Origin of the sequence: Candidatus Bipolaricaulis anaerobius, assembly GCF_900465355.1 — a bacterium.
GTDB classification, from domain to species: domain Bacteria; phylum Bipolaricaulota; class Bipolaricaulia; order Bipolaricaulales; family Bipolaricaulaceae; genus Bipolaricaulis; species Bipolaricaulis anaerobius.
This window is the reverse complement of the sequence record NZ_LS483254.1, coordinates 90,857-115,638: the sequence shown is the minus strand read 5'-3', so window position 1 is coordinate 115,638 and position 24,782 is coordinate 90,857. Positions and strand designations below refer to the sequence as shown.

Genomic DNA, 24,782 nt, shown 5'->3' with positions numbered 1-24,782 from the left:
ACTGGGGGAGCAAATGAAGGACACGGTAGTCGGCCAGATCTTCTTCTCCGACAATCTCGAAGTACTCAAGATGCTTCCATCAGCATCTGTCGACCTGATCTACATTGACCCTCCGTTCAACACAGGCAAGGTACAGCAGAGGACACAACTGAGGACAGTTCGCGCAGTAGACGGTGAACGCGTGGGGTTCCAGGGCGACCGTTACCGGACGATTGCCTTGGGAACGAAGCGGTTCTCCGATGTATTCGATGACTATCTTGGTTTTCTGGAACCGCGGCTTCTCGAAGCTCGGCGTGTACTGGCTCCGCACGGCGCGTTCTATTTCCACATTGACTACCGAGAAGTGCATTACTGCAAGGTCCTTCTTGATTCGATTTTCGGACGAGACTCCTTCATTAACGAGATAATATGGGCCTACGACTATGGCGGAAGACCGAAGAACCGATGGCCTCCGAAGCATGACAACATACTGTTCTATGTGAAAGACCCAACTCATTACGTCTTCAATAGCGATGAAATCGAGCGCATCCCGTATCTGGCGCCTGGCCTGGTTGGTCCAGCAAAGGCAGCCCGAGGCAAGCTTCCAACAGACGTATGGTGGCACACGATTGTTCCTACGAACAGTTCAGAGAAGACAGGCTATCCCACCCAGAAGCCTCTTGGGATTATGCGGCGCATCATCCGGGCATCCTCAAGACCAGGCGACCTCGTCCTCGACTTCTTTGCTGGGAGTGGGACCACGGGTGTCGCGGCCCTTGAGCTTGGCCGGCGGTTTGTCCTTGTGGATAACAACCCCGAAGCTCTTGCGGTCATGGCCAAGCGGTTCGATGGCGTAGACAGAATCGAATGGGTGGGTTTCGATCCTCAACTACATCGCGGGCAGAAGTGCCAGCCGACCCTGTTCTCAGCTCCACCTTCTTCACAGGGACATCCAGATGTGCCCTGAGATTACGGATGCTGATGTTCTGTTGCTCGCTTCGATCGCAAGTGAGCTCAAACCTGATTACACTCGCGAGGGAACAGAGGACCCCTGGGCTGGAAGTCCGTTTGCCTGGATTTAAGCGCGACCCTCTCGTCAGATCGGGAAGATCGGGGAACAGCTTGTAGCGGGCTGGTGTGCAGCAAAAGGCCTCGATGTTACAGCCACCCATGATCGAGAAGCTGACCGGGTTATCGCTGGGCAGCGGGTAGAGATCAAGTTCTCGACGCTGTGGGAAACCGGTGTCTACAAGTTCCAGCAAATTCGTGATCAGAACTATGATTTCGCTGTATGTCTGGGTGTGTCGCCGTTCAAAGCGCACTGTTGGGTCATCTCGAAGGAGACTCTGCGGCAACACGTAATCGGGCATACTCCCCAACACCGCGGTAGATCCGGTACAGACACGTTCTGGATCACAGTGCGTCCGACAAGTCCTCCGGAATGGATGCTGCCTCTAGGAGGGACTTTAGGCGAAGCCTACCGGATGATGCGGAGATGGCAGATGAAGAAACGCTGAATGGGGAGGCGGCCGCTGGGGGCGTACCCTAGGGGGTCCAGGCCTTGGGAGGCTGAGTCTGCCCGCGCTGTCACCGCAAGCGGTGGAGACAGCCGGGTCGACCTTCAACGGGCGGTTGTGGAATGAATGTCTGAACCGACACTGGTTCGGAAGCGAGGACGGCGATCGAGAGATGGCGGGGGGGGACAATGAAAGGCGGTCGTACATTAGCTTGCCAAACTACTCAGCACTTTTAAAAGTTGCTTTGGACCGTATGAGTAGACCGCAGATGGGGGCATGCCCCTAGGGTCCTCTCACTCGGACTGGTGCACTTCTGGGGACTACACCCCATCTGGCGTGGCGAAAGCAGGTCACGCCCTCACGTACAGGTGCCGCTTGATGTCCTGTTTGGTTGACTTCTCGAACGGCTGGTCGACGATCTTGATGCAATCCTTGTCCCGCAGGCGCTTGAATGGGGCGATGTTCCGCTGCGTTTCCCGGATCGCTTCCCACACCCGCGCCTTCGCTTGGTCGGGAGTCTCGATCCCCTGTTTCTTCAGGACCTGCCAGTTCGGGTACACCATCGCTGCCACCATCGGCTCGCCCCGGCTTCGGTCCTCGTACACGAGGACCTCCTCCACCTCCGGGATCCGCAAGAACTCCCACTCCAGCTCCTCAGGGTGGACCTTCTTCCCGGACTCGAGCACGATGAGGTTCTTCTTCCGGCCAGCGAGGAACAACCGCCCCTCCACGTCGAGCTTCCCGATATCGCCCGTGCGGAACCAGCCGTCGGGTGTGAGCACCTCGGCCGTGCGCTCGGGGTTCTTGTAGTAGCCGAGCATCACGTTGGGGCCCCAGACGATGACCTCGCCGTACCCCTCGAGGTCGGGCTTGTCCACCTTCACCTTCACGCCGGGGAGCGGCCGCCCAACGTTGCCAGGGATGGGCGTGAACGGATCGCTCATCGTGAGCACGGGCGCGGTCTCGGTGAGGCCGTAGCCCTCGATCATCCCCATCCCCAGGCGTCGCAGGCCCGCCCCCACGTCGGCGGCGAGGGGGGCCCCGCCGGACACGAAGAACCGGAACTGGGGCCCGAGGAGCTTGTCTTTGAGGAGCTTCCCGACAAGGCGCGGCACGAAGCGGTGCAAAATCCTGCGGGCTGTGTTCCCCTCGATGTTCTCCAGGATCCGGCGGTACAGGGAGTGGTAAAGCTTGGGCACGCCGACGAGCACGGTCACCCCCACCCGCCGCGCGAGGGCGATGAGGTTTCGATAATCGTCGGTGTAGGTCACGGTCGCTCCCACCCACAGCGGGGCGAGGAGGGTCGTGGTGAGACCGTAGATGTGGTACCAGGGGACGATCGTCACCAGGCTGTCCTCGGACGTGAACTCGACCACCTTGAGGAACGCCTCGATGTCGGAGGTGATGTTGCGGTGGCAGAGCATGACGCCCTTGGCGTCGTCGGTGGTGCCGGATGTGTACATGAGGACGGCGAGGTCTTCGCAGTCGGGATGCGCATCGGGAACCGCAACTTCGCGGTCGGGAAGGACATCCCACAGGGATACTGCGCCGAGGGCGACGTCCACCGAGATCACCTCGTTCAGGGTCGGAACCGACTGGGTGAGGGGGGTGAACTCGTGGTAGCGCTGAGGAGAACAGAAGAGGAGTTTCGCTTCGCACTCGGTGAGCAGCCGTGCCACCTCGCCCGGCTGGAGCCCAGCGTCCATCGGCACCACTACCGCCCCCAGCCGTTGCACGGCGAAGAACGCGACCGCCCATCCCACCGACGGCTTCGAGATCAGCCCTACGCGGTCGCCCGCGCCGATCCCCTGCCCGGCAAGCCACGCCGCCAGCTTCCCCGACAGATCCCACAGCTCGCGGTACGTGGCGTCCTGGAACTGTTGGACGCCGCCCCGGGTCACAGGGACCCGCACCGCTACCCGTCGCCCATGTTGCTGCACAGAACGTGCCAAGAACTCCGGTATGGTCATGTGACGCTTGAACCGCGTCGGCATCTCTATCCTCCTCGATCGGCTTGAAGGATCAAAGCATGCGAGTATACCACTCCGCGGATAGGGCAGCCAACGCCCCTTCTGCTGCTGCGATCACGGCTTGGGCCCGCCGCCCGGCGGGATCACGCACGTCCCCCGCCGCGAACAGGCCGGGGCGAGAGGTGGCCATGAGGGAGTCGGTGGTCACGTAGCCGGCTTGGCTCAGCTCCACGACGCCGCGGAGCCAGTCCGTGTTCGGCTTCCACCCGATCTTGACGAACACCCCGTCCACGGGGAGCTCGCGCTTTTCACCCGTGGCGAGGTTTCGCAGGACGACCGACTCCACCTTCCCCTCGCCGCGCACCTCGTCCACAGCCACGTTCCACAGCACCTCCACGTTCGGCTGAGCCAGGACCTGCTCGCGGAGGGCCGCCTTGGCGCGGATGGCGTGGGGATCGGTTTGGGGATGGCGGACGGCGAGGTACACCTTGGAACAGAGGTGGGAGAGGACGAGCGCTTCGGTGAGGCCGCCGTCGCCCGCCCCGACGACGAGGACGTCCTTGCCCCGGAAGAAGAACCCGTCGCAGATCGCGCAGTAGGAGACGCCGCGCCCGACGCGTTCCGTAGCCCCTGGGGCGGGGAGCTCCTTGGGATGGGCACCCGTGGCCGCGATCACCGCCCGCGCCCGCAGCTCCCCATCCGAGGTCGCAAGGACCCATCCCCCACCACGCCCGCTGAGCCCCCTGGCTGTGGCGGCCTGGAACTGCGCCCCCAGCCGCTCGGCCTGGCCCCGCATCCTCTCCGCAAGCTCGATCCCGGGGATCGGCTCCGTGAACCCGGGGTAGTTCTCGATCGCGGGGGCTTCGAGCAGTTGGCCGCCGGGCACGGCCCCCTCCACGAGCAGGGTGGCGAGGCCGGCGCGTGGGGCATAGATCGCGGCGGAAAGCCCGGCTGGCCCGCCTCCAACGATGACCACGTCCCATTGTTTGTCCATTGTCAAGAATGATACGCCGTGCCCCCCGCGGGCCCCAATGGCCGTCCTTCCCCCTTGCCGTCCTCTCCCTCCGCGGCTACGGTGGGGGCATGGACCCCACCAGGAACTCCTCCCCGACCCGCCGGGTGACCGCTGACGACCGCGGCCTCCTCCGGATCGAGTTCCCCTACGACCCTCGGCTCGTCGCGCTCGTGCGCGGGCTCCCCGGGCGGCAGTGGAACAAGGGGGAGAAATGCTGGACGGTGCCCACGGAGCACGTCGCGGCGACGGTCGAGCTCCTGGGCGCCGAGGGGTTCACGTTCGACGAGGAGACGCGCCGGCTGTACGAGGCCCGCCGGGGAGAGTTGGGTCAGCACCTCACCGTGTCCCAACTCAACCTCCAGGTCCGCAATGCTGTCTTGATGGCGTTCCCTTCCCCACTGTGGGTGGTGGGGGAGGTGAGTGGGTTCAACCGGAACGCCCACAAGAAATGGGTCAGCTTCCAACTCGTGGAGCGCCAGCCGGGCGGCGAAGTCCTCGCCCAAGTGGAGGCCGTCCTGTCCCCCGAGGATCGCCAGCGCCTGGAGGCGAAGCTACAGCGTGGGGGGGCCCCGTTTCAGTTGGAGGACGAGGTCCAGGTACGCGTCCTGGTGACGGTGGACCTCCACACGGAGTGGGGCCGGTACCAAGTTGCGGTGCGCGACCTCGATCTCGCCTACACCTTGGGCGAGGTCGCGCGCCGCCGCGAGGAGATCGTGCGCCGGCTCACGGCGGAGGGCCTCATCGACCGCAACCGATCGCTGCCGTTTCCGGAGCTCCCGTTGCGGATCGGCCTCGTGACAAGCCTCGGCTCGGATGCGGAACACGACGTCCTGCGCACGCTCCAGGAATCGGGGTTCTCGTTCCAGATCGTCGTCCATGGGGCGCGGGTCCAGGGCCCGAGCACGGAGGCATCGGTTCTCAACGCGCTCGACTGGTTCCGGGATCGTGCCCACGAGTTCGACGCTGTGCTCATCTGCCGGGGCGGGGGCTCCCGCACCGACCTCGCGTGGTTCGACTCGGAGGCCCTCGGCCGGGCGGTAGCCACCTTTCCCCTCCCGGTGGTGGTGGGGATCGGCCATGAGGAGGACCGCTCTGTGCTGGACGAGGTGGGGTGGCGCCAGAAGACCCCCACGGCCGCCGCCCAGTTCGTCGTGGAGCGGGTGCGGCAGGCCCTGAGCCGGATCGAGGAGGCGGCGGCGCAGGCCCTCGGCCGGGCGCGGGTGCGGGTTGAGGATGAGAACGGGGCCCACCGCCAGCGGGTGCAGCGGCTGGTGCGGGCGGCCACCGTTCGCGTGGGGGAGGAGAGGCGGGAGCTCGTCCACCGCGCACGGCGCCTCCGCCGCGGGGTGCGGGGGCGCCTGGAGGGGGCACAGCAGGACGTGATGAGGTTCCGCCTCGCCCTCCCGAGGTCCACCGACGCCCTCCTCGGACGAACGGCTGCGCGCCTCGATGACGTGGCGGGGCGGGTCGGGCGCGGGGCGAACCGCGACCTGTCCCTCGCCCGCCAACGGGTCTCCCAGGTCACCCTCCTCGTCCCCGCGCGGGCCCGGATGCGGCTCGTGTGGGCCGGGGAACGGTTGGAAGGACATGCCCAGCGTCTCCACGCTCTCGACCCGCGGCGGGTTGTGGAGCGAGGGTACGCGATCGTGCGCCTGGCCGAGGGGGCGGTGGTCACCGATCCCCGTCAGGCCCCACCCCAGGCGCTCCTGCGACTTCAGCTCAAGCGGGGGACCCTCCGCGCCCGCTCGGAGGGGGAAGAGGGAGGTGAGTGACGGGATGGCCAAAAAGGATCGCTCCTACAGCGAAGCCGTGGCCCGGCTCGATGAGATCCTCCGCCTGATCGAGGACGGGGACGTGGATATCGATGCCCTGTCCGGGCTCGTGGCGGAGGCGGCGGAGCTCGTGACCCTGTGCCGGCAGAAGATCACGGCCGCGGAGATGCAGGTGCGGGAGATCACGGAGCGCCTGGAGCGCGAGGCGGCGGAGGCGGAGAAGGAAGGACCTCCGTCCGACGAACCCCCGTTCTAGCGGCAAACCGTGGCCCCGGGCCCGTCTCCCCGTGGATTCGGCGAGGCCCGCCGATCACGGTACTGTGAGGACCCGGACGAGGTTCGTCGTCCCCGGCTCGTGGAACGGGAGCCCGGCGGTGAAGACGACGCGGTCCCCCGGGGAAACCGCCCCTGCCTCCCGCGCCGCAGTGAGGGAGCTATGGATGAGGTCTCCTTCGTCCCGCGCCGGGGCGATCTCGCGGGGGAGGACGCCCCACACGAGCCCTAGCCTCCGCGCCACGTCCCGGTGGGGCGTCGTGGCCACCACTGGGACGGAGGGGCGATGGGCGGCGACGAGGCGGGCTGTCCACCCGGAGGTGGTGGCGCACACGATCGCCTGTGCTCCGACCTCGGCCGCCACCCGTCCCGCCGCGCAGGCGATCGCTGCTGATACCTCCCCCACGAGTCCGCTCTCCAGCCCAGGGACGCGGATCGGCACGTCGCCCGACTCCGCCGCCCGGGCGGCCGCCGCCATCGCCTGCACCGCCGCCAGAGGGTGGTTCCCGACCGCCGTCTCCTCGGAGAGCATCACCGCGTCCGCCCCGTCCCACACAGCGTTTGCCACGTCGGCGACCTCGGCGCGGGTCGGGACCGGGGAGTCCACCATCGACCGCAGCATCTGGGTCGCCACGATCACTGGCTTGGCCTGTGTGTTGCCCAGGTCCACGAGCCGCCGCTGCACGAGGGGGACTTGGTAGAGGTCCACCTCCACCCCGAGGTCGCCGCGGGCGACCATCGCCCCATCGGAGGAGGTCACGATCTCCTGCATTCGCCGCACCGCCTCGGCGAGCTCGACCTTGGCCAGCACCCACAGCCCTTGCCCCACGATCCGTCGTGCCTCGGCCAGCTCCTCGGGGCGTTGGACGAACGACAGGGCCACGCAGTCGAACCCCATCTCCCCGGCCCGGGCCAGGGACTCCCGATCGAACGGGGTGAGGGCGGGCAGGGACAGGGCGACCCCGGGGATGTTGACCCCCTTCCCCCCGTGGAGGAGGCCGCCCCGGATCACCCGGCACCGCACGCCCCCCCGCACCGGACCGACCACGGCGAGCTCGAGCATCCCGTCGGCGAGGAGGATCCTCACCCCGCTCGCGAGCCCGTCCACGGCCTGGGGATGGGTGAGGGGGATCCCTCCCTCGCCGAGGACCACCTCTTCCCCCGGCGAGAGGGGGATCGGATCGGCCAGGGTTCCCACCCGCACCTTGGGCCCGCGCGTGTCGAGGAGGAGGGCCACCGTCCGCCCCGCCGCGGCCGCCGCGGCCCGTACACGCTGCGCCAGGGAGGCATGGTCGTCGTGGCCGCCGTAGGAGGTGTTGACGCGGGCGACGTCCACCCCAGCCGCGATCAGCGCGGCGAGGGTCTCCTCATCGCGGGAGCGGGGGCCGATCGTGGCCACGATCTTCGTCCGCTTCATACAAGCCTCCAGCTTAGCGCCGGTCGCAGGGGGGGACCAGTTGATGCCGGTCCCGAGAACGGGTATCGTTCATGATGAACATGAGCCCAACCCTTGGGCGTGACCACCGCCTCCGCCGACGGCGGGATATCGCCCCCGTGTTTCAACGCGGTCAACGCCTGGAAGCTCCTCTGTTCTCGTTCCGAATCCTCCGCAAGGAAGAGCCGACGCCCCGGCTCCTCGTGGTCGCGGGGCGGCGTCTGGGGGGGGCGGTGACGCGGAACCGCGTGAAGCGGGCGGTGCGGGAGGGGTTTCGCCTCCACAAGGAGGCGTTCGCCTACCTCGACACGGTGGTCATCCCCCGCAAAGAGGCCACGCGCCTGCGCCCAGGGGACCTGAGCGAGCGGCTGGTCGAAGAGTTCCGGGAGGTGAGCGATGGCCAAAGAAACCCTCCTCACGAAAGAGGGCTACCAACAGAAGAAGGCTGAGCTCGAACGGCTCGAGCACCGCCTGTACCAGGAGATCCCGCAGCGGTTGAAGGAAGCGAAGGACCACGGCGGGGGCGATGTGCGGGAGAACAGGGAATACCTGTACCTGAAGCAGGAACAGGACATGATCGAGGCCGAGGCGCGTGCCCTGCGGGAGCTACTCGAGACGGCGCGCATCATCACCGAGGACGACTTTCGCCCGGACGAGGTGGGGATCGGCGCCCGAGCGATCCTGGAGGACGTGGAGACCGGCGAGGTCGCGACCTACACCCTCGTCCCCCCGGCCGAGGTGGACCTCCTCCAGAACCGGATCGGGGTGGATTCCCCTGTCGGGCAAGCCCTCCAGACGTACAGCAAGGGGAAGATGATCACGGTCCAAACCCAGGGGAAGAAGATCAAGTACAAGATCTTGGGGATCGAGCGCCGTTGACGATGGCCACCCGCAGCTTGGGGAAGGGGATGCGCCGGAGAGCGGTCCACGGCGGGGATGTCCGTGGCCGAGGCTGACCTCCTCGCTTCGCGCCGGGAGAAGCTCGACCGCCTGCGGGCCCAGGGCATCGCCCCCTATCCCTACCGCTATCCCCGTACCCACACCGTGGGCGAGGTGCGGGCGGCGTTCGGGTCCCTGGGCCCCCACCAGCGCACCGGGGCCGAGGTGAGCCTCGCCGGGCGGCTCGTCGCCCTCCGCCGGATGGGGAAAGCGGCGTTCGGGAACGTCCTCGACCGGTCGGGGCGGATCCAGGTCTACGCCGCGACGGACGGCCTGGGTGCGGACGCGTACGGGCGGTTCGTGGACCTCGACCTCGGGGACATCGTGGGGATCTCCGGAGAGCCGTTCACGACCAAGACCGGGGAGCTGACGGTGGACGTGCGGGAGTTCGCCCTCCTTGCCAAGTCCCTGCGGCCGCTTCCGGAGAAGTGGCATGGCCTCCGGGACGTCGAGACGCGGTACCGGCAGCGGGCGCTCGATTTCATCGCCAACGACGATGCCCGGCGGGCGATCGTGGTCCGGGCCGCCACGCTGCGCGCCTGCCGTGCCTACCTCGACCGGGAGGGGTTCCTCGAGGTGGAGACCCCGATCCTCCAGCCCATCTACGGCGGGGCCACGGCGCGGCCGTTCATCACCCATCACAACGCGCTCGACCGCGACCTGTACCTGCGGGTGGCGCCGGAGCTCTACCTGAAACGGCTCCTCGTGGGGGGGCTGGAGAAGGTGTACGAGATCGGCCGCAACTTCCGCAACGAGGGGATCTCCTCGATGCACAACCCGGAGTACACCGGGCTCGAGGCCTACGAGGCGTACGAAGATTACGAGCGGGCGATGGAGCTGGCAGAGGGGATGGTCGAGGCCTGCCTCCTCGCCGTGGCCGGGGCGACCCGCATCACGTACCAGGGCCGGGAGGTGAACTTCACCCGGCCATGGCGGCGGGCCTCGCTCCTCGAGCTGGTGGCCCAGGGGAGCGGCTGCGACGTGGAGAAGCCCCTCCCCGAGCTCCTGGAGGAGATCGACCGGCGGGGGATCCCGATCCCGCCTCCCCTGCGCCGGGGGCCGAAAGGGAAGGTGATCGAGCACCTCCTGGAGACGCAGGTGCAGGACCACCTGTGGGACCCGACGTTCGTCCTCGACTTTCCGCTCGACATCTCGCCGCTTGCCAAGCGGAAGCGGGGCCGGGATGACCTGGTGGAGCGGTTCGAGCTCTATTTCACCGGTCGCGAGGTCGCCAACGCGTTCTCGGAGCTGAATGACCCGGATGACCAGCGGGAGCGGTTTGCGATGCAGGAAGCGCTCCGCGCATCCGGCGACGAGGAGGCCCACCCCCTGGACGAGGACTTCCTGCGCGACCTGGAGCTGGGGATGCCCCCGGCGGCGGGGATCGGGTTCGGGGTGGACCGGTTGGTGATGGTGCTCGCCGATGCCCCTTCGATCCGGGAGGTGCTGGCGTTCCCGCCCCTGCGATGACCGCGGCCCACGCTTTCCCGTTCCGCCGGATCGGCCGCCGCCTCGACCGGTGGGCGGAGCGGGTGTGGGAGTGGGACGAGGAGCTGATGGATATCGTGAGCGCGTCGCGGATCCTGCGCCGTCTCGATCCCCTCCTCGTCGTGGCGACCTACCTCGGCTACGGCTACCTGTGGGGCGCGCTGGCCCTGGCCCTCATCGCGTTCGGGACGGAGGGGGACCAGGCGAACGTGCTCATCGGTCTGGGGGTGGTCATCACCTCTGTGTTCCTTTCCCAGATGACGAAATCCGTTTCCGGCCGGCCTCGTCCACAGTTCTCGCGCCATGGTTTTCACCACCAGTTCCTCACCGACGCCTCGTTCCCCTCCAACCACACCACCGTCGCGTTCGCGATGGCGTACCTCATCCTGCGGCTCTACCCGTGGTGGCCGAATGTAGTGGTGCTCTACATCATGGCGGCGCTGATTGGCTTGTCGCGCGTGTACCTGCGGGAACATTTCCCGCTCGATATCGTGGGGGGGGCGTTGCTCGGGACGTGTGTGGCCCATGGGCTCCTGCCCCTGTTCGCTCGGCTCGTGCAGTGACCGAAGGAGGGATGGCATGAACCCGTTGTACGCGGAGCGTATGAAAACGGCGCGCCGGTCGGTGATCCGGGAGCTCCTCAAGCTCACCGAGCAGCCGAACATCATCTCGTTCGCGGGCGGACTCCCCGACCCGGACACGTTCCCCCGGGAGTTCCTCGCCCAGGTGGCCGCGGATGAGATCCGGAACAACCCAGGCAAGACCCTCCAGTACACGACCACGGAGGGCAAGCTCCCCCTCCGGGAACCCCTGTCACGATGGTTTGCGGAAGACGGGATGCGGTTTTCTCCTGACCAGATCCTCATCACGAGCGCGTCGCAGCAAGGGCTGGATCTCATCGCCAAGGTGTTCCTCGATCCAGGGGATGTGGTGTTGGTTGAGCTCCCCACCTACATCGGGGCGATCCAGGCGTTCGAGGCGATGCAGGCGAGGCTCGTCGGGGTGGAGCTGGAGGATGACGGGATGGACCTCGACCGTCTCTCCGACGCGATCGCTGCCGCCCGGCGGGCTGGGCAGACCCCGAAGCTCATCTACGTCGTCCCCGACTTCCAGAACCCGTCAGGGGTCACATGGTCGGAGGAGAAGCGACGCGGGCTGGTGGAGATCGCGAGCCGGGAGGACCTCGTGATCGTCGAGGACATGCCGTACCGCAAGCTCCGCTTCACGGGAGAGCCCGTGCCGTCCGTGGCCTCGCTGGACCCTGAGGGGCGGGTGGTCGTGCTGTTCACGTTCTCCAAGGTCCTCGCCGCTGGCCTGCGCCTGGGGGCGCTGGCCGGGCCGCGGGAGATTTTGGAGAAGGTGGTGACGATGAAGCAGGCCACCGACCTCTGTACCTCGTCCCTCACCCAGCGCCTCGCCGTCCGGTTCTTCCAGGACTACGACGTGGAGGGCCACATGCGCACGATCCGCGACCACTACCGGATGAAGTGCCATGCGATGCTCCGCGCCCTCGACCGCTACATGCCCCGCCGCGAGGGGATCTCATGGACGAAGCCCGAGGGGGGCCTGTTCCTGTGGGCGCGGTTCCCGGACCAGTTGGACACGGAGCGGATGCTCCCCCGCGCCCTCGACCACAAGGTGGCGTACGTGATCGGGGCCCCGTTCTTCGTGGACGGCACGGGCCACAACACGATGCGCCTCTCGTTCTCCAGCGCTACGACGGAGCAGCTGGAGGAGGGGGTTCGCCGCCTCGGGCAGGTGGTGGAGGAGGAACTGGCAAGCCTCCGCTTGTCACAACGGGCGTAGAGGCGCGCATTGTGGGACGAAGCCCGCGTCAGGGAGAGTTCGGATCTCCCGCTGGCCGAAACGGCCGCGGGTCCACGATTGCGCCGAACTCCTCTTGGGCGATCTCGAGCAAGAGGTGGCGGTGGCAGGGCTTGTCCTCGCCCTCGTAGCAGATGAGGAAGATGTCGCGCGTCGTGGCGCGGTCCGCCAGTTCCTTGAGGCGTGCCAGGGCGCGGGGGTTCGCGCGGATCTGGGAGCGGAAGCGCCGTTCGTAGTCGCTCTTCTCCCACGCATAGTGGATCGCGCTTGGGTAGCCGCAGCCGGGGACGAACTCCCCCTTGAGCTCACTGAACTCGTGGAAGAGCTCCTCCGCTGGGGCCAGGTCATCGTTCCCGCGGCCACGCATCACGAGCACCGTTTCCGCGCCGGGGGGGAGTTTGCTCTTCATGCTGAGGTAGGTCTGCCTGAGCGCCATATCCTCAACCTCGCTGGTCCGGGCTCCGCTGGGTTCCTCGTCAGGCGATCGCCCGTTCGGTTTCCTTGTCGAAGAGGTGCAGCCGCTCCACCATCGCCACGAACGTGAGGTCCTGGCCAGGCTCGATCGCCAGCCGGGGGTCGAGCTTGGCCACGATCTCATCGCCTGCGACGTCGGCGTAGATGATCTGTTCATCACCGAGGGGCTCCCGGACCCGCACCTTGCCCAAGAACGTCCGGCCGGCCTTCTCCTCGTGCACCATCTCCGGGGTGCGGATGTCCTCCGGACGGATGCCGAACACCACGTCCCGGCCCACGTAGGCCCGCAGCCCATCCGATGCCCTCTCCTCCGGGACGACGAGCTTGAACCCCTTGCCCTGGACGTAGAGGCGCCCATCCTCGGAGATGAGGCGCGCCTCGAGGAAGTTCATCGCCGGGGAGCCGATGAACCCCGCGACGAACATGTTCGCCGGGCGATCGTAGATCGTCTGCGGTTTGTCGTACTGCATGACGACGCCGTCCTTCATCACCGCCACCCGCTGTCCCAAGGTCATCGCCTCGACCTGGTCGTGGGTCACGTACACGGTGGTCGTCTTGAGGCGGAGGTGGAGCTCGGCGAGCTCAGCCCGCATCCGCACGCGCAGTTTGGCATCGAGGTTGGACAGGGGTTCGTCGAACAGGAACACCTTTGGGTCGCGGACGATGGCCCGCCCGAGGGCGACCCGTTGCCGTTGCCCTCCCGACAGCTCGCGCGGCTTGGCCTTGAGCTTCTCCTTGATCCCGAGGAGTTCCGCTGCGGCGTGGACCCGCCGCTCGATTTCCTTCTTCGGGACCTTGCGGAGCTTGAGCCCGAACGCCATGTTGTTGTACACGTCCATGTGGGGGTAGAGAGCGTAGTTCTGGAACACCATCGCGATGTCGCGGTCCTTGGGGGGGACATCGTTCACGCGCCGCTCACCGATGTAGATATCCCCCGCCGTGACGTCCTCCAGGCCCGCCACCATGCGCAGGCTCGTCGTCTTCCCGCAGCCGGAGGGCCCGACGAGGACGACGAACTCGCCGTTGTGGACCTCGAGGGTCACCCGATCCACCGCCGTGAAGTTCCCGAACTTCTTCGTGACCTCGTTCAGCCGAACCTCAGCCATCCCTGCCCTCCTTCACGCGCCGCTTTTGGCGCGGACTGCGTCCAGCATAGCCATCCCTAGCCTGCGGCGCAACGTGTCATCCCCCGCTCAGGGGGGGGAAGAAGGTCACCACGTCGCCCGGGGAGAGGGGCGTCGCGAGCCCCTGGTCGTGGACCACATTCCGGCCGTTCACGAACACGTGGAGGTGGTCGTGGAGAGCGTCGCCCGCGAAGAGGAGCTCCCCGAGCGAGGGCTCGCGTTCGGCCAGGGTGCGGAGGGCCTCGCCACAGGTCGCCCCTCGTGGGAGGTCGAGCTCGATCTGGTCCGCTCCCGCCGCGGCGCGGAACTCCCCGAACAGCTTCACGGTGACCTTCACGCCCCGAGTATAAGCGAACCTACGGGCGGGGCCGACTGCGGATGAGCGCCCGCAGTGCCTGGAGCCGCTTTGAGATCCGGCCCTCCCATCCCACGTCCTTCGGGCGGTAGTACTCCCGGTCGCGCAGGCCCTCGGGGAGGCTCGGCATCGCCGCCACCCCTTGCGGCTCGTCATGGGCGTAGCGGTAATCCTTCCCGTAGCCCTGGTCCTTCATCTCCTCCGTGACCGGGTTGCGGAGGTGGAAGGGCACCGGCTCGTTGATCGTCTCCATAACGTCGCGCTTCACCTCATGATGGGCGAGGTAGAGGGCATTCGACTTCGGGGCCAGGGCGAGGTAAGCCGCTGCCTGGACGAGGGCCAGGGCGCACTCCGGCATCCCCACCTGCTCCACGGCTTGCGCTGCCGCTACGGTGAGGGATAGCGCACTTGGATCCGCGAGCCCCACGTCCTCGCTCGCCATCCGCACCAGGCGCCGGGCGACGTAGCGCGGGTCCTCCCCGCTCTCCAGCATCCGCACCAGCCAGTAGAGGGCCGCGTCCACGTCGGAGTTCCGCACCGACTTGTGGAGGGCGGAGATCAGGTTGTAGTGCTCCTCCCCCGCCCGGTCGTAGCGGGGGGCCTTCTTCCCCACCGCCTCCGCCACCGCGGCGAGCGAGAGCTTCCCTTCCCCGAGCGCCGCCACCGCCGTTTCGAGCGCGGTGAGGAGTCTGCGTGCGTCGCCGTCGGCATGGCGGATGAGGAACTCACCGGCCTCGGGCTCAAGCGAGACCCGACCGCCGTAGCCCCGCTCGTCGGCCAGCGCCCGCGCCAGAAGGGCGCGCAGCTCGTCCGCGGACAGGGGCTCGAACAGGAACAGCTGGGCCCGGGAGAGGAGGGCGGACCGGAGGGCGAACGACGGGTTCTCGGTCGTGGCTCCGATGAACAGGATTGCCCCTTCCTCGAGGAACGGGAGGAGCACATCCTGTTGGGCGCGGTTCCAGCGATGGACCTCGTCCAGGAACAGGAGGTCCCTCTGCCCGGCCCGCCGCCACGTGTCGCGGGAGGAGAGGAGGGCCTCGCGGACCTCGGTCACGGTGGCCAACGCCGCCGAGCGTTGGATGAACCGTGCCCCCCAGTGCGTGGCGATGAGCCGGCCGACCGTGGTCTTCCCTGTGCCCGGCGGCCCCCAGAACACGAGTGGGACGGCCACGTCCCCCTCGAGGAGCGCCCGCAAGGGCCCCCTCTCCCCGAGGAGGTGCCGCTGCCCCATCACCTCCCCCAGGTTGCGCGGCCGCAGCCGCTCCGCCAGGGGCGCCCGACCCTGCCACAGGCCTTCCATTCAGGCCCATTGTAGCACCTTGACGGAGCTGGCCCATCGCCCGTACCATACCGTCGCCAATCACCCTGGGTCAGCGTGGGGGTTGTTCCGTGGACTTGGGGCAGGGGGTCGTTAGCTCAGTCGGTAGAGCAGCGGACTCTTAATCCGCGGGCCGGGGGTTCGAATCCTCCACGACCCACCAGGTAGCGAATCGGCACGCCGTCGCCTCCACTCCCGGGAAGTCCGCGACGTGCGGTTGGGGTAGGGGTCGTTAGCTCAGTCGGTAGAGCACCGGCCTTTTAAGCCGGGAGTCGCAGGTTCGAATCCTGCACGACCCACAACGGCAGCGGGGGCCGGGCTTGGCGGGGGATGGCCAGACCTGTAGACTTACAGCTGGCCCCTGTCCCCGTCGTCCAGTGGTCTAGGATACCGGGCTTTCAATCCGGAAACGGGGGTTCGAATCCCCCCGGGGACACCACCGCGCCCCGCTACGGCGAGGGCGAGCCCTGGAGGAGCTGGGCGAGGACCACCCCGTCCTGCGTGCGGTGCTCGATCTTGAACCCCCGGTGTTGGAAGATCGCGATCATCCGCACATTGTCCGGCGTCGTCTCCGCTGTCACCACCTGCACGCCCCAGTTGCGGGCGATCTCCAGGCAGTAGTCGGTCAGCACCCCCCCCAGGCCCTGGTTCTGCCACGGGTCGGCCACGAACACCGCGTACTCGGCGGTGGTGGGGTCCGGGCCCACGACGAGCCGTCCCACCCCGACGATCCTTTTCCTCCCCCCGTCCTCGATCTCGGCCACGATCGCCATCTCCCGATCGTAGTCGATGAAGCAGAACGGAATCGCCATCTGGTGCGTGGACTCCTTGAACAGGTACCGGAACCGGAACCGGATCGATTCCCGCGACGAGACGGCGAGCATCTCGTGCCAGAGGGGCTCATCCTCGGGGCGGATCGGCCGCAGGAGGACCTTGGTCCCGTTGCGGAGGGTGGCCTGGCGGGTGTAGCCCTCGGGGTAGGGGCGGATCGCGAGGTGGGAGTAGGGCCGGGGTGGGTTCTTGAGCGCCTCCTGGTCTACGACGATGCGGGCGTCCACGGCCACCACCTCATCGGGCGAGGCAACGAGGGGGTTGATGTCGAGCTCCTTGATCTCCGGGTAGTCGGCGACGAGGTACGAGACGCGCATGACCGTCTCCACGAGGAGATCGATGTCCGCGCCGGGCCGGCCGCGGTACCCCTCGATGAGGGGCCAGCTCTGGAGCGACTCCAGCCGGCGCCGGGTGAGGCGTTCGTTCAAGGGGGGGAGCGCCAGCGTTGTGTCCTTGTATACCTCAGCGGCGATGCCCCCCATTCCCATCATGAGCACGGCCCCGAACGTGGGATCCTTCTTCGCCCCCACGAGGAGCTCGAACCCTCGCGAGGTATCGATCATCCGCTGCACGGTGACCCCCTCCAGGCGCGCCTTAGGCCGGCGGGCGCGCACCTCATCCAACATCCGCGCGAACGACGTGCGCACCTCGTCGTCGGAGTGAAGCCCCAACGCCACCCCCCCGACGTCGGTCTTGTGGGTGATATCCGGGGACAGGATCTTCAGCACGACCGGGTAGCCCGCCTTTTTCGCCGCGGCCACCGCTTCGTCCGCAGTGCCCGCGATGAGGGGCTGCACCACCGGGATCCCATAGGCCGCCAGGACTTTCTTCGAGTCCGCCTCGGACAGGATCTCCGCCTTCCTGAGGAGGGGGGCCACCTGCGTGCGGATCGTCGCCTGGTCGAGGGGGAACCGGACCGGGATCTCCCGCGGGGTTTCGTAGAGGAGCTCCAGGTTCCGCGCGTAGTCCACGAGGTGCATGAACGCCTCCACTGCCTGGTCGGGGGTGGCGTAGGTGGGGACGCCGGCCCGATTGAAGAGCTCCACTCCCTCGCGCATGAGCCGCCCCCCCATCCACGCCGCGAGGACCGGCTTGGGGGACTTCGTGGCGATCGCGCTCACCTCGTGGGCGGTGGTGGTGGGATCGGTCACCGCCTGCGGGGCGAGGATTGCGATCACCGCATCTACGTTCGGATCAGCGAGGAGGATCTCCAGCGCCGCCGCATAGCGCTCCGGGGGGGCGTCCCCCAGTACGTCCACCGGGTTCCCATGGGACCAGAACCGGGGGAGGATCTCGTTCAGCTTGGCGAGCGTCTCCGCGGCGAGGGGAGCGAGGGTCCCCCGGCGGGCGATGAGGGCGTCGGTGGCCATCACCCCCGGCCCCCCGGCGTTGGTGAGGATCGCCAGCCGCGACCCACTGGGCGGGCGGATCCGCGCCAGGAGCTCGGCGGAGTCGAACAGGTCCCCGATCTCGTACACGCGGACCATCCCCGCCCGCCGGAACGCGGCGTCGTACACCGCGTCTTCCCCAGCCATCGCCCCGGTGTGGGAGCTCGCCGCCTTCGCCGACTCGGCGAACCGGCCCGCCTTGTACACGAGGATCGGCTTCGAGCGCGCGAACGCCCGCGATGCGGACATGAACTTGCGCGCCTCGGTCACGGATTCGATGTAGAGGAGGATCGAGCGCGTGTGCTCGTCCTCCCCGAAGTAGTCAATCAGGTCGCCGAAGTCCACGTCGAGCATGTTCCCCACCGACACGAAGTAGGAGAACCCGATCCCTTCCTCTACCGCCCAGTCGAGGATCGAAGTGCACAGCGCCCCCGATTGCGAGACGAACGCCACGTTCCCGTCCGCGGGATGCCCCGCCGCGAACGTCGCGTTCATCCCGATGCGGGGGACGATGATCCCGAGGCAATTGGGGCCGATGATCCTCATCCCCTCGAACTCGGCGGCGGCGGCCTTCACCTCGCCCTCCAGCGCCTTCCCCTCCGCCCCCGTCTCGCGGAACCCGGCGGAGAGGATGACGAGCCCGCGGATCCCCTGCGCCCCGCAATCCCGCACCAGGCCTGGCACCGTGGTCGCGGGGGTGCAGATCACGGCGAGGTCCGGCGTGCGCGGCAGGGAGGCGACGTCGGGGTAGCTCTGGATGCCCTGGACCGACTCCCGCTTCGGGTTCACGGGGTACACGACGCCGTTGAAGGAAGCGTTGATCATGTTGCGCAGAACGCTATAGCCCACCGTGCCCGGGTTGCTGCTCGCCCCAATCACGGCCACCCGGTGGGGGTTGAAGATCTTGTCGAGATTGCGAATGCTCACTGGCAATACCTCCATCCCCATTATAGGATGGGATCCTGCGGGGAGCCATGAGCGATGACGACCGACTGAAGAGGGAAGCGGCACAGAGGGCGGTGGAGCTCGTCCGGTCGGGGATGATCCTCGGCCTCGGGCACGGGACGACCGCCCACCAGGCCCTGGTCAGGATCGCTGAGCTTCTCCGCGCGGGCACGCTGCGGGACATCGCCGGTGTCCCCTGCTCGACCCAGGTCGAGGCCGAGGCGCGCAAGCTCGGGATCCCCGTCACCACGCTCGATGAGCATCCCACCCTCGACCTCACGATCGACGGGGCGGATGAGGTGGACCCCAACCTGAACCTGATCAAGGGCGGTGGAGGGGCGCTCCTCCGGGAGAAGGTCGTCGCCCAGGCGAGCGAGCGGGAGGCGATCGTGGTGGACGAGGGGAAGCTCTCCTCTGCCCTCGGGACGCGATCCCCGCTCCCGGTGGAGGTCATCCCGTTCGGGTGGAAGACGCACATCCCGTACCTGGAATCCCGCGGGGCCGCGGTCGCGCTGCGCCGTGCTCCCGCTGGGGAGCCGTTCCGAACCGACCAGGGGAACTTCATCCTCGACTGCCGGTTCGGGCCCATCCGCGACCCCCATGGCCTCGCCCGCGGGCTCGAGGCACGGGCGGGGATCGTCGCCCATGGCCTGTTCCTCGGCCTTGCCACCGACCTCTTCGTGGCCGGCCCGAATGGGGTACGCCACCTCCGGAGAGCTACCTGAATCGCTGTGCCGGGTGTCGGTCCCCCGGTTTTCGGCTACCCTTCGCCCGTGGACCGGATCGTTTCCCGGGTGGAGGAGGCAGAGGTTGAGCTGCGGCGGCTGGAAGAGGAGCTCTCCCAGCCGGGGGTGGTCTCCCGCCCCGATTTCGCTGACCTCTCCCGCCGCTATGCCCGTCTGCGCGAGATCGTCGCCCGGGGCGGGGACCTGCGGCGGCTCCTCAGCTCGATCGCTGAGGAGGAGGAGCTCCTCCGCGAGGAGACGGACGATGCCCTGCGCGAGGACCTGCGGCGGGAGCTGGAGCGCGATCGGGCGAAGGCGGAAGCCCTATCCCAGGAGCTCCTCCGCTTGTTCCTCCCCGACAGCCCGAGCGACCGCAAGAACGCGATCGTGGAGATCCGGGGCGGCGCGGGAGGGGAAGAGGCGGCCCTGTTCGCGGCGGAGCTCTTCCGCATGTACAGCCGGTACGCGGAGCGGAAGGGGTTCACCGTGCGCGTGATGGATACCCACCCCACCCCCCTGGGGGGGATGAAGCAGGTCGTGTTCGCGGTCGAGGGGGAGGGAGCGTACGGCCGGCTCCGCTACGAATCCGGTGTTCACCGCGTGCAGCGCGTCCCGGAGACAGAGGCGAGCGGCCGCATCCACACCTCCACCGCCACCGTGGTGGTCCTCCCCGAGGCGGAGGAGGTCGAGGTCGAGATCCGCCCCGACGACCTGAAGATGGACACGTACCGCGCCAGTGGCCCCGGCGGCCAGCACATGCAGAAGAACGAGACCGCGGTCCGCATCACCCACCTCCCCACGGGGATCGTCGTTTCCTGTCAGGATGAGCGAAGTCAGCACCGGAACCGCGAGCTCGCCCTGCGGGTCCTCCGGGCGAAGCTGTGGGAGATCCAGGACCACGAGCGGGCCGCGGAGCTGCGCGAGACCCGCCGGAAGCAGATCGGGACCGGTGACCGCTCGGAGAAGATCCGCACCTACAACTTCCCTCAGGCCCGCGTCACCGACCACCGCATCGGGCTCACCGTGTACCGCCTGGCCGAGATCCTGGATGGGGACCTCGATCCCTTGATTGAACCCATCCTCGCCGCCGAGGTTGCGGAGACGCTCGCCGACTAGCGGAACCGTTTCAAGGCCTCGCGGGCCCGCCGTTCTTCCTCTTCCTGGATGATCTTCCGCCGCTTGTCCACCTTCGTCTGGCCGCGGGCGAGGGCCAGTTCCACCTTGGCGTAGCCGCGGTCGTTGAAGTAGAGGGAGAGGGGGATGAGCGTGTACCCCGCCTGCCCCGCTTTGCCGATGAGCCGGGCGATCTCCCGCTTGTGGAGGAGGAGGCGGCGCGGCCGCTCGGGGTCGTGTCCGTAGCCCCCGCTGGGGCCGTAGGGCGCGATGTGGGCCCCGAACAGCCACACCTCCCCGTCCTTCACCCGCGCGTAGGATTCATCGAGGGACGCCCGGTGGGCGCGGAGGGACTTCACCTCCGAGCCGCGCAGCGCGATCCCCGCCTCGTAGATCTCCTCGATCGCGTAATCGCGGCGGGCGCGGCGGTTGCGGGCGATGAGGTCACGGGCCATGGCCCAGCGAGGCTACCTCTGCCGGGGGCGGCGTGCCACCCTCCCGCGAGTGTAACGCAGGCCATGGTCTGTCCTCCTCTGCTTTGCTATAATCTTCGCGACTTAGGAGAGGAAGAGGAGGCCAGGAATGAGGGAAGCCGAGGTGAGAGCGCTGCTTCTCGATCCAACGACGAAGACGCCGGTCCTGCTCCTCAAGGACCGCCATTCGACGAAGGCGATGCCCATCTGGATTGGAGAGCAGGAGGCGATGTCCATCGCCATCGAGCTCCAAGGGCACACGTTCCCTCGCCCATTGTCCCACGACCTGATGAAGGAGCTTCTGAACACGCTGGGGGGGAACCTCGAGCGGGCCGTGATCACGTCCGTGAAGGACGACACCTACTACGCGAGCCTCGTGGTGCGGGATGCGGCGGGGGCAACCCGGGACATCGACGCCCGCCCGTCCGACGCGGTGGCGTTGGCGTTGCGAACCCAAGCTCCGATCTTCATCGAGGAAGCGGTGTTTGAGAAGTCAGCGATCGAGTCCCCGTTCGTGGAAGAGGAGCAGTTCGAGGAGTTTGTGGAGAAGGACCTCAAGCTGGACGAGATCCGGCGGTTGGCAGCGAAGGACAGCTAGCCTCCCGGGGGAAGTGGGGCGAGCCAGCGGTGCGGGAGGGGGTCCAGCCGGAACACGTCCCGTAGCTCGAGGCCGGTGTTCACCTCCATGAGCCACTCCCCGGTGGGGTCGGCCGCTCCCGAGTCCCGTGCCACCTCGATCGTGAGGGTGGGAGTCTGGGCTAAATCAGCGTAGAGGGCCACCCCCCGCGGGAGGGACGTTGGGGGATCCACGCGGAGGACGATCCGCGGGAAGGGCCCAGGGAGTCCGCCGAGGTCGTACTCATCGAACGTGGGATCGGCGAGGCCGCCCGCGGGGACGTAGCTCACCTGAACCTCGCCGCGACGCAAGGCTTCCTCCACCTCGGCGAGCGCCGGCAGGTGGAGGGACTCCGTGAGCTCCTGCGCTGCGATCCGGGCCTCGATCCCAAGGTCCATCCCTGGCCGATAGTGCACAAACAGCCACTCCTCCCCGACGGGGCGCAGGGCAAACACTGTCCCGGCCAGGCTTTCGGGGGCGAGGACGTCCAGCCGCAGGTTGGCGGGGGCGAGGAAGGTCACCCGCGCCGCGGTCTCCCCCTCCACGCCCCGCAGCACGACGTGCGCCACGAGGTCGCGGATCCCGTTCCACGAGCTGAGGACCACGAACAGCCTCTCCACGGTGCGGGCGGGGGACGCGGGATCCAGCCACGACCACACGGTGGGGGCGAGGGCGAGGACCCCCCCGAGGAGCAACACCGCCGCCACCACCCATCCGTTCACGGGCCAATCATACCCCACTGCCTTGTCCCTCCCGCGTCCGGAACCTAGAATGGGGGCGGTGGTTGCGATGGAACTGCGTACGGTTCGTGATCTTTCGCCGCGGGGTCTGAAGATCCTCCTCCGGGCCGACCTCAACGTCCCCCTCTCCGCCGGCCAGGTGGCGGAGGACGGCCGCATCCGGGCTGTGCTCCCCACGGTGCGGTGGCTGGAGGAGCGGGGGGCGCGGGTCGCCGTCCTGTCCCACCTCGGGCGGCCGGACGGGAAGGTGGTCGAGGAGCTGCGGATGGCACCGGTGGCCAAGCGCTTCGGGGAGCTCCTCGGGACGGACGTTCGCGCCCTGCCGGAGTGTGTGGGGGACGAGGTCTCCCGGGCGGTGGAGGGCCTCCCGCCGGGGGGGGTGGTGGTGCTGGAGAACGTGCGGTTCCACCCCGAAGAGGAGGAGAACGACCCCGCATTCGCGCGGGAGCTGGCCGCTCCGTTCGACGCCTTCGTGAACGACGCGTTCGCCACGGCCCACCGTGCCCACGCGTCCACGGTCGGGGTGGCGCGGTTCCTCCCCGCCTACGCGGGGTTCCTCATGGAGCGGGAGGTGGAAGTCCTGTCCGGAATCCGCGACAACCCCCGCCGCCCGTACCACATCCTCGTCGGCGGGAAGAAGGCGCGGGACAAGCTCGGGGTGCTCACCGATCTCTTGCCGCGGGTGGATGGGTTCCTCATCGGGGGAGGGGTGGCGTTCACCTTCCTCGCTGCCCAGGGGCACCGGGTGGGGAAGTCGGTGGTGGATGAAAGCCTCGTGGACACGATCCGCGCTCTCCTGCGGGCGGCGAAGGAGAGGGGGACGGAGATCGTCCTCCCCGAGGACCTCGTCGTGGCGCGCGAGCTGGCGGCGAACGCGGAGACGGTGGTCGTCCCCGCCAACGCGATCCCCGATGGGTGGATGGGCCTCGACATCGGGCCCGCCACGGTGGAGCGGTTCGCGGGGGTGGTGGCGCGGGCGGGGACGGTGGTGTGGACGGGCCCGCTCGGGGCGTTCGAGCACCCTCCGTTCGCTGCGGGGACGGCCGCGGTCGCGCGGGCCCTCGTTTCCTCCCCGGCGTTCACCGTGGTCGGGGGCGGGGAGACGGGGGAGGCGGTGGAGAAGCTCGGGCTTGCCGATCGGTTTGGGTACGTGTCCACCGGGGGCGGAGCGACCCTCGACTTCCTGCGTGGGAAATCCATGCCCGCGTTGGAGCCCCTCCGGGCGGCGTGAGGCCGGCGCTGGGCATTTCCTTGACTGGCTGCGGCGGGGGGAGGTATGATGGTGCTGCCGAAGCGGGCGTAGCTCAGTTGGTAGAGCGGCAGCTTCCCAAGCTGCAGGTCACGGGTTCGATCCCCGTTGCCCGCTCCACCTCACATCGAACCGAGTTTTCCGGGGGTGTTCGTGTCCGGCGGGTTTGAGCTCACCTTGGACCTCCTCGCTCAGAAGGCGGCGGACTGCCGCCGCTGCCCGCTTGCGGACAGTCGGCGCACGGTCGTGTTCGGGGAGGGGGACCCTCGTTCCCCGCTCCTGTTCGTGGGGGAGGGGCCGGGGGAGGTGGAGGATGAGACCGGCCGCCCGTTCGTCGGCCCGGCGGGGCAGCTCCTCACCCAAATCCTGGCCTCGGTGGGCTTGTCCCGGGAGGGGGTGTACATCGCGAACATGGTCAAGTGCCGCCCCCCGGGGAACCGGGTCCCCACGCGCCAGGAGGTGGAGGCCTGTTGGGACTGGCTCGCTGCCCAGATCGCCCTCATCCGACCCCGGGTCATCGTCACCCTCGGCAACACCCCGACCCAGTGGTTCCTGGGGGGGAGCGAGGGGATCACCCAGGTGCGGGGGACCTTCCACCGCTGGAAGGGGGGGATCGAGGTGTTCCCCATGTACCACCCGAGCTACCTCCTGCGGAACGCGAGCAAGGCGAAGGGGAGCCCCAAATACCAGACATGGCTCGACATCAAGACGGTGAAGGAACGGATCTCGCTCCTCTGCCCGACCCCACGGGCCTGACCCCGGCGGCGCGGGCGGAGGTCGTGCAGGACGCCCTCGCCCGGGCGGAGGAGCTCCGCTGCGCGGGCCGCTACGAGGAGGGGATCGCCCTCCTCATGGACGCCCTCCGCTACGGGGAGGCGAAGGCCCAGGTCCTGTTCCGGCTGGGGAACCTTTACTTCGCGAGCGGGGACCTGACCCGGGCCGAGCACGCCTACCTTCGGGCGACGGAGGAAGATCCCCACCACGCTTCCGCGCACCACAACCTGGGGGTCGTGTACCGCCGGCAGGGGAAGATCTCCCAGTCCGTGAAGATGCTGAAGAAGGCGCAGCACCTGGACGTTCGCTACCCGCGGGCGGGGGAGGTCAGCCCCCCCGAGAAGGCGATCCTCCGGCGGTGGGCCCGGCCAGCGATCGCGGTGCCCCTCGTCCTGCTCGTCCTCCTCATCCTCGCGATGTGGCTCGCCGGTCGCTCCTGAACCCC

At 68.0% G+C, this 24,782-nt stretch carries 24 protein-coding genes and 4 tRNA genes; 18 read left to right on the top strand and 10 right to left on the bottom strand.

Features of this window, described 5'->3' with window-relative positions:
- The first annotated feature begins 13 nt into the window (after positions 1-13).
- The gene (locus tag BARAN1_RS00535) at positions 14-946 is read left to right on the top strand and encodes a DNA-methyltransferase (protein ID WP_122030404.1); all 933 of its coding nucleotides are present in this window, start codon (positions 14-16) and stop codon (positions 944-946) included.
- A gap of 900 nt (positions 947-1,846) precedes the next feature.
- Here BARAN1_RS00535 and BARAN1_RS00530 read toward each other — a convergent pair.
- Positions 1,847-3,490 (bottom strand): AMP-dependent synthetase/ligase, encoded by a 1,644-nt coding sequence (locus BARAN1_RS00530; RefSeq protein WP_122030403.1) that lies wholly within the window; start codon positions 3,488-3,490, stop codon positions 1,847-1,849.
- Between the two features lie 28 nt (positions 3,491-3,518).
- A complete protein-coding gene (locus BARAN1_RS00525; protein ID WP_122030402.1) occupies positions 3,519-4,460 on the bottom strand; it encodes an NAD(P)/FAD-dependent oxidoreductase in 942 nt (313 codons plus the stop codon).
- 89 nt (positions 4,461-4,549) lie between these two features.
- On the opposite strand from BARAN1_RS00525, the gene xseA reads away from it, so the two are divergent.
- On the top strand, positions 4,550-6,253 hold the full coding sequence (gene xseA / locus BARAN1_RS00520) for an exodeoxyribonuclease VII large subunit (RefSeq protein ID WP_157959331.1): 1,704 nt from the start codon (positions 4,550-4,552) through the stop codon (positions 6,251-6,253).
- A 4-nt stretch (positions 6,254-6,257) separates the two neighbouring features.
- Positions 6,258-6,509 carry an exodeoxyribonuclease VII small subunit gene (xseB, locus tag BARAN1_RS00515; protein WP_122030400.1) on the top strand — a complete coding sequence of 84 codons (252 nt, stop codon included), beginning with the start codon at positions 6,258-6,260 and terminating at the stop codon, positions 6,507-6,509.
- A gap of 54 nt (positions 6,510-6,563) precedes the next feature.
- On the opposite strand, the gene pyk is transcribed toward xseB, so the two are convergent.
- Positions 6,564-7,943, bottom strand: a complete 1,380-nt coding sequence (pyk, locus tag BARAN1_RS00510; protein ID WP_122030399.1) for a pyruvate kinase — start codon at positions 7,941-7,943, stop codon at positions 6,564-6,566.
- A 71-nt stretch (positions 7,944-8,014) separates the two neighbouring features.
- Here pyk and rnpA point away from each other — a divergent pair, with 71 nt between their 5' ends.
- The 5 genes from rnpA to BARAN1_RS00485 are packed head-to-tail and all read left to right on the top strand — an operon-like array spanning position 8,015 to position 12,194.
- Positions 8,015-8,410, top strand: a complete 396-nt coding sequence (gene rnpA / locus BARAN1_RS00505; protein ID WP_122030398.1) for a ribonuclease P protein component — start codon at positions 8,015-8,017, stop codon at positions 8,408-8,410.
- A complete protein-coding gene (locus BARAN1_RS00500; RefSeq protein ID WP_122030397.1) occupies positions 8,358-8,840 on the top strand; it encodes a GreA/GreB family elongation factor in 483 nt (160 codons plus the stop codon). Before rnpA ends, BARAN1_RS00500 begins: the two co-directional genes overlap by 53 nt.
- 57 nt (positions 8,841-8,897) lie before the next feature.
- Complete coding sequence (gene lysS / locus BARAN1_RS00495) at positions 8,898-10,370, top strand: lysine--tRNA ligase (RefSeq protein WP_122030396.1); 1,473 nt, start codon at positions 8,898-8,900, stop codon at positions 10,368-10,370.
- Positions 10,367-10,951, top strand: a complete 585-nt coding sequence (locus tag BARAN1_RS00490) for a phosphatase PAP2 family protein (protein ID WP_122030395.1) — start codon at positions 10,367-10,369, stop codon at positions 10,949-10,951. The genes lysS and BARAN1_RS00490 overlap by 4 nt, the downstream gene beginning before the upstream one ends.
- 16 nt (positions 10,952-10,967) lie before the next feature.
- On the top strand, positions 10,968-12,194 hold the full coding sequence (locus BARAN1_RS00485) for an aminotransferase-like domain-containing protein (RefSeq protein ID WP_157959329.1): 1,227 nt from the start codon (positions 10,968-10,970) through the stop codon (positions 12,192-12,194).
- Between the two features lie 28 nt (positions 12,195-12,222).
- Here BARAN1_RS00485 and BARAN1_RS00480 read toward each other — a convergent pair whose 3' ends face one another.
- The 4 genes from BARAN1_RS00480 to BARAN1_RS00465 form a co-directional block, all read right to left on the bottom strand.
- A complete protein-coding gene (locus tag BARAN1_RS00480; protein ID WP_157959328.1) occupies positions 12,223-12,648 on the bottom strand; it encodes a DUF488 family protein, N3 subclade in 426 nt (141 codons plus the stop codon).
- A 40-nt stretch (positions 12,649-12,688) separates the two neighbouring features.
- The gene (locus tag BARAN1_RS00475; RefSeq protein WP_122030392.1) at positions 12,689-13,792 is read right to left on the bottom strand and encodes an ABC transporter ATP-binding protein; all 1,104 of its coding nucleotides are present in this window, start codon (positions 13,790-13,792) and stop codon (positions 12,689-12,691) included.
- Between the two features lie 76 nt (positions 13,793-13,868).
- Complete coding sequence (locus BARAN1_RS00470; RefSeq protein WP_122030391.1) at positions 13,869-14,147, bottom strand: ubiquitin-like small modifier protein 1; 279 nt, start codon at positions 14,145-14,147, stop codon at positions 13,869-13,871.
- Between the two features lie 19 nt (positions 14,148-14,166).
- Positions 14,167-15,465 (bottom strand): replication-associated recombination protein A, encoded by a 1,299-nt coding sequence (locus BARAN1_RS00465; protein ID WP_122030390.1) that lies wholly within the window; start codon positions 15,463-15,465, stop codon positions 14,167-14,169.
- Between the two features lie 105 nt (positions 15,466-15,570).
- On the opposite strand from BARAN1_RS00465, the gene BARAN1_RS00460 reads away from it, so the two are divergent.
- From BARAN1_RS00460 to BARAN1_RS00450, 3 genes are all read left to right on the top strand, one after another.
- A tRNA-Lys gene (locus tag BARAN1_RS00460) sits at positions 15,571-15,646 on the top strand.
- 63 nt (positions 15,647-15,709) lie between these two features.
- Positions 15,710-15,782 (top strand) — tRNA-Lys (locus BARAN1_RS00455).
- Positions 15,783-15,846: 64 nt separating this feature from the next.
- A tRNA-Glu gene (locus BARAN1_RS00450) sits at positions 15,847-15,922 on the top strand.
- A 10-nt stretch (positions 15,923-15,932) separates the two neighbouring features.
- Here BARAN1_RS00450 and BARAN1_RS00445 read toward each other — a convergent pair.
- Entirely contained in the window at positions 15,933-18,629 is a 2,697-nt protein-coding gene (locus BARAN1_RS00445; RefSeq protein WP_122030389.1) for a bifunctional acetate--CoA ligase family protein/GNAT family N-acetyltransferase, read from the bottom strand.
- A 47-nt stretch (positions 18,630-18,676) separates the two neighbouring features.
- Here BARAN1_RS00445 and rpiA point away from each other — a divergent pair, with 47 nt between their 5' ends.
- Positions 18,677-19,372, top strand: a complete 696-nt coding sequence (rpiA, locus tag BARAN1_RS00440) for a ribose-5-phosphate isomerase RpiA (RefSeq protein ID WP_122030388.1) — start codon at positions 18,677-18,679, stop codon at positions 19,370-19,372.
- Between the two features lie 57 nt (positions 19,373-19,429).
- Positions 19,430-20,488 (top strand): peptide chain release factor 1, encoded by a 1,059-nt coding sequence (gene prfA / locus BARAN1_RS00435; RefSeq protein ID WP_122031727.1) that lies wholly within the window; start codon positions 19,430-19,432, stop codon positions 20,486-20,488.
- On the opposite strand, the gene smpB is transcribed toward prfA, so the two are convergent.
- Positions 20,485-20,940 (bottom strand): SsrA-binding protein SmpB, encoded by a 456-nt coding sequence (gene smpB, locus BARAN1_RS00430; RefSeq protein WP_122030387.1) that lies wholly within the window; start codon positions 20,938-20,940, stop codon positions 20,485-20,487. The genes prfA and smpB overlap by 4 nt on opposite strands.
- A gap of 127 nt (positions 20,941-21,067) precedes the next feature.
- Between smpB and BARAN1_RS00425 the strand changes: the two genes are divergently transcribed.
- On the top strand, positions 21,068-21,556 hold the full coding sequence (locus BARAN1_RS00425; protein ID WP_122030386.1) for a bifunctional nuclease family protein: 489 nt from the start codon (positions 21,068-21,070) through the stop codon (positions 21,554-21,556).
- Here the strand turns inward: BARAN1_RS00425 and BARAN1_RS00420 are convergent.
- Positions 21,553-22,296 carry a hypothetical protein gene (locus BARAN1_RS00420; RefSeq protein ID WP_122030385.1) on the bottom strand — a complete coding sequence of 248 codons (744 nt, stop codon included), beginning with the start codon at positions 22,294-22,296 and terminating at the stop codon, positions 21,553-21,555. The genes BARAN1_RS00425 and BARAN1_RS00420 overlap by 4 nt on opposite strands.
- A 67-nt stretch (positions 22,297-22,363) precedes the next feature.
- Between BARAN1_RS00420 and BARAN1_RS00415 the strand changes: the two genes are divergently transcribed.
- From BARAN1_RS00415 to BARAN1_RS00400, 4 genes are all read left to right on the top strand, one after another.
- Positions 22,364-23,545, top strand: a complete 1,182-nt coding sequence (locus BARAN1_RS00415; RefSeq protein ID WP_122031726.1) for a phosphoglycerate kinase — start codon at positions 22,364-22,366, stop codon at positions 23,543-23,545.
- A gap of 62 nt (positions 23,546-23,607) precedes the next feature.
- A tRNA-Gly gene (locus BARAN1_RS00410) sits at positions 23,608-23,683 on the top strand.
- Positions 23,684-23,716: 33 nt separating this feature from the next.
- A complete protein-coding gene (locus tag BARAN1_RS00405) occupies positions 23,717-24,319 on the top strand; it encodes a uracil-DNA glycosylase (protein WP_174202511.1) in 603 nt (200 codons plus the stop codon).
- Positions 24,256-24,777 carry a tetratricopeptide repeat protein gene (locus BARAN1_RS00400; protein ID WP_122030384.1) on the top strand — a complete coding sequence of 174 codons (522 nt, stop codon included), beginning with the start codon at positions 24,256-24,258 and terminating at the stop codon, positions 24,775-24,777. The genes BARAN1_RS00405 and BARAN1_RS00400 overlap by 64 nt, the downstream gene beginning before the upstream one ends.
- Positions 24,778-24,782: the final 5 nt, after the last annotated feature.